Consider the following 5,675-nt stretch of genomic DNA (forward strand, 5'->3'; position numbering starts at 1 on the left):
CCCCGGGCACCTCGTCGTCGGACGTCCCGCCGGAGGGTGCGTCGCCGGAGGGTGCGTCGCCGGAAGGGGCGGCACCGGGTCGCGCCGGGACACCGTCGGCCGAGCACACCCAGCCGATCCGGAGCGCGCGGCCGGTCGAGCACACGCAGCCCATCGACCGCACCGACTGAGTCGTACCTCCCCCGCCGACGGCCCCGCGCACCGCGGACGGTGTGTGGGGCCGTTTGCCGTGCGCCGCCCTCGCGTGGGCTTGTACCCCTAGGGGGTATGGGTATAGTGTCAGTCCGTCGACACGGCACGAAGGGACGACCCATGCGTGGTTACACCGGGGAGAAGGACGCGGTTCTCGCGCGGCTGCGCCGCGTCGAGGGGCAGGTGCGTGGCCTGCAGCGGATGGTGGAGAACGACGAGTACTGCATCGACGTGCTCACCCAGGTCTCGGCCGTGACCAAGGCGCTGCAGTCGGTCTCGCTCGGCCTGCTCGACGACCATCTCAAGCACTGTGTGGCCGAGGCGCTCACCGAGGGCGGTGACGCCGCCGACGAGAAGGTGCGGGAGGCCAGCGAGGCGATCGCGCGGCTCGTACGGTCCTGAGTCGACCGGTCCCACGCAACGACACACACGACGACCGCCGCCACACCGGCGGCGACGAAGGAGGTTCCGCGATGACGGCGACGACCGAGGCGACCTACACGGTCACCGGAATGACCTGCGAGCACTGCGTCCGTTCGGTCACCGAGGAGGTCGGGGAGATCCCGGGCGTGACCGACGTCGACGTCGACCTGGCCAGTGGCCGGGTGACGGTCCGCAGCCGGGGTGAGGTCGACAGCGGGGCGGTCCGCGCGGCCGTCGAGGAAGCCGGATACCAGCTCAGCGCCTGACCACCCGGGTGCCACGGGCCCGGACGGCAGGCCGACAGGGAGGAGCGCGCGATGACGTCGGAGACGACCGACGGCGGATCGGTGTCGACGGAGGCACCCCGGCACGAGGTGGAACTCGCGATCAGCGGGATGACGTGCGCGTCGTGTGCCAACCGTGTCGAACGCAAGCTGAACAAGCTGGACGGGGTGCAGGCCACGGTCAACTACGCGACCGAGAAGGCCACCGTCAGCTACGCCGACGGGGTGGCCCCGGACACGCTGATCGGCCAGGTCGAGGCCGCCGGGTACTCGGCCGCGCTGCCGCCGCCCCCGGCCGACACCGGGAACACCACGACCACGGGGGAGACCGGCGCCGCCGTGCGCGGCGGCACGTCCGGGGACCTCACCGCGAACGCGGAGGCGGACAGCGACGACACGGCCCTGCGCTCGCTGCGGCAGCGCCTGATCGGCGCGGTGGTGCTGTCCGTGCCGGTGATCCTGCTGGCCATGGTCCCGCCGCTGCAGTTCACGTACTGGCAGTGGATCTCGCTCACGCTCGCCGCGCCGGTCGTGGTGTGGGCGGCGTGGCCGTTCCACCGGGCGGCGTGGACGAATTTGCGGCACGGCGCCGCGACGATGGACACGCTCATCTCCATGGGCACCCTCGCGGCGCTGCTGTGGTCGCTGTACGCGCTGCTGTTCGGCGGAGCCGGGGTGCCGGGGATGACCCACCCGTTCGAGTTCACGATCGAACGCGCGGACGGTGGGGCGAACATCTACCTGGAGGTGGCGGCCGGGGTCACCACCTTCATCCTGGCCGGGCGCTACTTCGAGTCGCGGGCGAAACGGCGCGCGGGCGCCGCCCTGCACGCGCTGCTCGAACTCGGCGCCAAGGACGTCTCGGTGCTGCGCGACGGTGTCGAGCACCGGGTGCCCGTGGCGGAGCTCGCGGTCGGCGACCGGTTCGTCGTCCGGCCGGGCGAGAAGATCGCCACCGACGGGGTCGTCGAGGACGGCAGCTCCGCGGTGGACGAGAGCATGCTCACCGGCGAGTCCGTGCCGGTGGAGGTGGCACCGGGGGACACGGTCGCCGGCGCCACCGTGAACGCGGGCGGGCGCCTGATCGTGCGCGTGTCCAAGGTCGGCCGGGACACCCAGCTCGCGCAGATGGCGCGGCTGGTCGAGCAGGCGCAGACCGGCAAGGCGCAGGTGCAACGGCTCGCCGACCGCGTCTCCGGGGTGTTCGTGCCGATCGTGATCGCACTGGCCCTGGGCACGCTGGCGTTCTGGCTGGTCACCGGGGCGCCCGCGTCGGCGGCGTTCACGGCCGCGGTCGCCGTGCTGATCATCGCCTGCCCGTGTGCGCTCGGGCTGGCCACGCCGACGGCGCTGCTCGTCGGCACCGGGCGGGGTGCCCAGCTCGGCATCCTGATCAAGGGGCCGGAGGTGCTCGAATCGACCCGGCGGATCGACACCGTGGTGCTCGACAAGACCGGCACCGTGACCACCGGTCGGATGGAACTGGTGGACGTGCACACGGCCGACGGCGAGGACCCCACCGGGGTACTGCGGCTGGCGGGCGCGCTGGAGAACGCCTCCGAACACCCCGTCGCGGCGGCCGTGGCCCGGGGTGCCGCCGAACGGGCCGGTGAACTGCCCGCGGTGGAGGAGTTCGCCGCCGTGGAGGGCCTCGGCGTGGAGGGGGTCGTGGACGGCACCGCGGTCGTCGTCGGACGGCCCGCCCTGCTCGAACGGTGGAGCCTGGAGCTGCCACCGGAGTTGGCCGAGGTCCGCGCCGCGGCCGAGGAGAAGGGCCGGACCGCGATCGTCGTGGCCGTCGACGGCCGGGTCCGCGCGGTGCTGTCGGTGGCCGACACGGTCAAGCCCGGCTCCGCCGAGGCCGTGGCCCGGTTGCGGGAGCTGGGCCTGTCCCCGGTGCTGCTCACCGGGGACAACGGGGCCGTGGCCCGTGCCGTGGCCGACGAGGTCGGCATCGACGAGGTGATCGCCGAGGTGCTGCCCGCGGACAAGGTCGCCGTCGTCGAGCGGCTGCGCTCCGAGGGGCGGGCCGTGGCGATGGTGGGTGACGGCATCAACGACGCCCCCGCGCTCGCCGCGGCGGACCTGGGCCTGTCCATGGGCACCGGCACCGACGTCGCGATCGAGGCGGCCGACCTCACGCTCGTGCGGGGTGACCTGCGCGTGGCCGCGGACGCGATCCGGCTGTCCCGGCGCACCCTCGGCACCATCCGGGGCAACCTGTTCTGGGCGTTCGCCTACAACGTCGCCGCGCTGCCACTGGCGGCGGCCGGGCTGCTCAACCCGATGATCGCGGGTGCGGCGATGGCGCTGAGCTCGGTGTTCGTGGTCAGCAACAGCCTGCGGCTGCGCACGTTCCGCTGAGAACGGTCCCTCCGACGTCCCCTCGCGGGTAGCGCGTTTACCGCGTGGTACCCGCGAGGGGACGTGAGGGGAGGGACATGACCGCGGAGGCTCCTCGGGAACTGCTCGGCAGCAACGACATCGCCGGGCTCGAACGGTGGCTCGCCGACCACGCGCCGTACGAGATCGCCGACGAGCTGGCCCGCGCCGAGGAGGTCGAGGCGGTCCTGCTGTTCCGGCTGCTCGACAAGGACCGCGCCCTCACGGTGTTCGAGGAGCTGGACCCCGTCGACCAGCACAAGGTGCTCTCCGGGCTCCGCGACCGCGCGTTCCGTGACGTCGTCGAGGCGATGGATCCCGACGACCGCGCGCGGTTGCTGGGGGAGGCGCCCGCGAAGTTCGCCCGGCACGTCCTGGCCGGGCTGAGTCCGCGGGAACGCGGCCTGACGGCCGCGCTGCTCGGCTACCCGGAACACACCGTCGGCCGGTACATGAGCCCGGAGACGGTGGCGGTGCGGCACCGGTTCACCGCGGACGAGGCGCTCGGGGTGGTCCGGCAACGGGGCCCCGACGCGGAGACCGTCTACACCCTGCCGGTGATCGACGAACGACGGTGTTTCCTGGGCACCGTCTCCCTGCGGGACCTGGTGCTCAGTCCCCCGGACCTGCCCGTGGCCGAGATCGCCGACGGTTTCACCCCGCGGGTGCGGGCCACCGACGACGTCGAGGAGGCCGCGCGCCTGATGCAGGACGCGAACCTGCTGGCACTGCCGGTGGTGGACAGTGAGGACCGGGTGCTCGGGTTGCTGACCATCGACGACGCCCTGGAGGTCATCGAGGCCGCCGACACCGAGGACATCGCCCGCCAGTCGGCCGCGACCCCGTGGACCGGGCATTACATGTCGGCGAGCGTGGTGGCGCTGGCGCGGTCGCGGGCGCTGTGGCTGCTGCTGCTCATCGTGGCCGCGACCCTGACGGTGAACGTGCTCCAGTTCTTCGAGAGCACGCTGGAGCGCATCACGGCGCTGGCGTTGTTCATCCCCCTGCTCGTCGGCACGGGCGGCAACGCGGGGGCCCAGGCGGCGACGGCGGCGGTGCGGGCCCTGGCCGTGGGCGAGGTCCGCACCCGGGACGTGCCCCGGGTCGCCTGGCGGGAGTGCCGGGTGGGGCTGCTCCTCGGCGCCATGCTCGCCGTGGTGGGCCTGGTGATCGGGACGGTGATCGTGCAGTTCACCGTCGCGGCCAGCGTGGCCGTGTCCCTGGTGCTGGTGTGCGCCTGGGCGGCCACGATCGGCGCGACGATGCCGCTGCTGGCCCGGTGGGTGGGCATCGACCCCGCCGTGATCTCCGCACCGCTGGTGACCACGCTCGTCGACGCCACCGGCCTGGTCATCTACTTCCTCGTGGCCCGGTTCGTGTTCGGGCTGTGAACGGAGACGGGCGCGGCGCCGGAACCCCGGCACCGCGCCCGCGACATGGTGCTGCGGGCCGCCCCCGCCGCGTCCGTGGCGGCGAAGGCGGCCCGCACGTCTCGGCGCAGGATCAGTAGCGCAGGCCGAAGCGGCCCAGCCACTCCTGCGGGTCGATCTTCTCGCCGTTCTCCACCACACCGAAGTGCAGGTGCGGGCCGGTGGACTGGCCACGGTTGCCGAGCGTGGCGATCTCCTGGCCCGCCTCGACCTCCTGGCCGACGGAGACCAGCGACTCGTTGATGTGGCCGTAGAGGGTGGTCAGGCCGTCGTCGCGCTGGACCCGCACCCACAGGCCGAAGCCGCTCGCCGGGCCGGAGGAGACCACCGTGCCCGAGTGGGCCGCGACGATCGGGGTGCCGATGTCGTTGGCGATGTCGATGCCGAGGTGCGAGCTGCCCCAGCGGGCGCCGTACCCGGAGGTGAACTCACCCTGGGCGGGTTGCACCACACCGGCGGCCGGTGCGGCGGCACCACCCGGTGTCCGGGCGGCCTTCTCCGCGGCGAGCTCGTCGACCCGGGCCTGGGCGGCGTCCAGGTCGGCGACGGTGGCGCCGTGTGCCTGCTCCGCGTCGGCCAGCGTGTTGGCGGCCTTCTTCTCGGCGTTGCGGGTCTGCTTCAGCTTCGCCTGCGCGGCCTGCTCGGTGTCCTGCTGCGCCTCGAGGCGGTCGGTGAGGTCGCCGGTCGGGTCCGCGCTGCTGTTGCCGGCCACGTTCAGCGACGTCCCGGCCCGCTCGTCCTCGTCGGCGCTGAGGTAGCCGAGGACCGGGCCGACGAGGCTGCCGAAACGGTATTCGCTGCCGGCGTACTGCTCGGCGCGTTGGGCGGCCTTGTCCAGCTGGTTCCGGGTCTGCTGGATCGCCGTCCCGAGGTCGTCGACGCGCTGTTGGGCGTCGGCGGCCCGGCCGGTCGCCCGCTCGTGCGCGGCGACGGCGGCGTCGAGCTCCTCCCGTGCGGCGGCCTC

5 protein-coding genes are annotated in these 5,675 nt (G+C 73.3%); 4 read left to right on the plus strand and 1 reads right to left on the minus strand.

From position 1 onward, the window contains the following. The first annotated feature begins 312 nt into the window (after window positions 1-312). The 4 genes from ACTIR_RS0101055 (at window position 313) to mgtE (ending at window position 4,672) form a co-directional block, all read left to right on the plus strand. Window positions 313-594, plus strand: a complete 282-nt coding sequence (locus tag ACTIR_RS0101055; RefSeq protein WP_026452895.1) for a metal-sensitive transcriptional regulator — start codon at window positions 313-315, stop codon at window positions 592-594. 71 nt (window positions 595-665) lie between these two features. After that, a complete protein-coding gene (locus ACTIR_RS0101060) occupies window positions 666-881 on the plus strand; it encodes a heavy-metal-associated domain-containing protein (RefSeq protein ID WP_026452896.1) in 216 nt (71 codons plus the stop codon). A gap of 51 nt (window positions 882-932) precedes the next feature. Further along, complete coding sequence (locus ACTIR_RS0101065) at window positions 933-3,263, plus strand: heavy metal translocating P-type ATPase (protein WP_026452897.1); 2,331 nt, start codon at window positions 933-935, stop codon at window positions 3,261-3,263. Window positions 3,264-3,340: 77 nt separating this feature from the next. Further along, window positions 3,341-4,672 (plus strand): magnesium transporter, encoded by a 1,332-nt coding sequence (gene mgtE / locus ACTIR_RS0101070; RefSeq protein ID WP_026452898.1) that lies wholly within the window; start codon window positions 3,341-3,343, stop codon window positions 4,670-4,672. Window positions 4,673-4,784: 112 nt separating this feature from the next. On the opposite strand, the gene ACTIR_RS0101075 is transcribed toward mgtE, so the two are convergent. Next, window positions 4,785-5,675 (minus strand): M23 family metallopeptidase (locus tag ACTIR_RS0101075; RefSeq protein ID WP_233345792.1); only part of this gene is annotated, 891 nt, incomplete at its 5' end.

The organism is Saccharomonospora iraqiensis subsp. iraqiensis, assembly GCF_000430445.1.
Classification (GTDB): domain Bacteria; phylum Actinomycetota; class Actinomycetes; order Mycobacteriales; family Pseudonocardiaceae; genus Saccharomonospora; species Saccharomonospora iraqiensis.

Bases quoted from the DNA above. Each gene is read 5' to 3' on its own strand.
- ACTIR_RS0101060 (WP_026452896.1), top strand. From the start codon at position 666: ATGACGGCGACGACCGAGGCGACCTACACGGTCACCGGAATGACCTGC.
- mgtE (WP_026452898.1), top strand. From the start codon at position 3,341: ATGACCGCGGAGGCTCCTCGGGAACTGCTCGGCAGCAACGACATCGCC.
- ACTIR_RS0101055 (WP_026452895.1), top strand. From the start codon at position 313: ATGCGTGGTTACACCGGGGAGAAGGACGCGGTTCTCGCGCGGCTGCGC.
- ACTIR_RS0101065 (WP_026452897.1), top strand. From the start codon at position 933: ATGACGTCGGAGACGACCGACGGCGGATCGGTGTCGACGGAGGCACCC.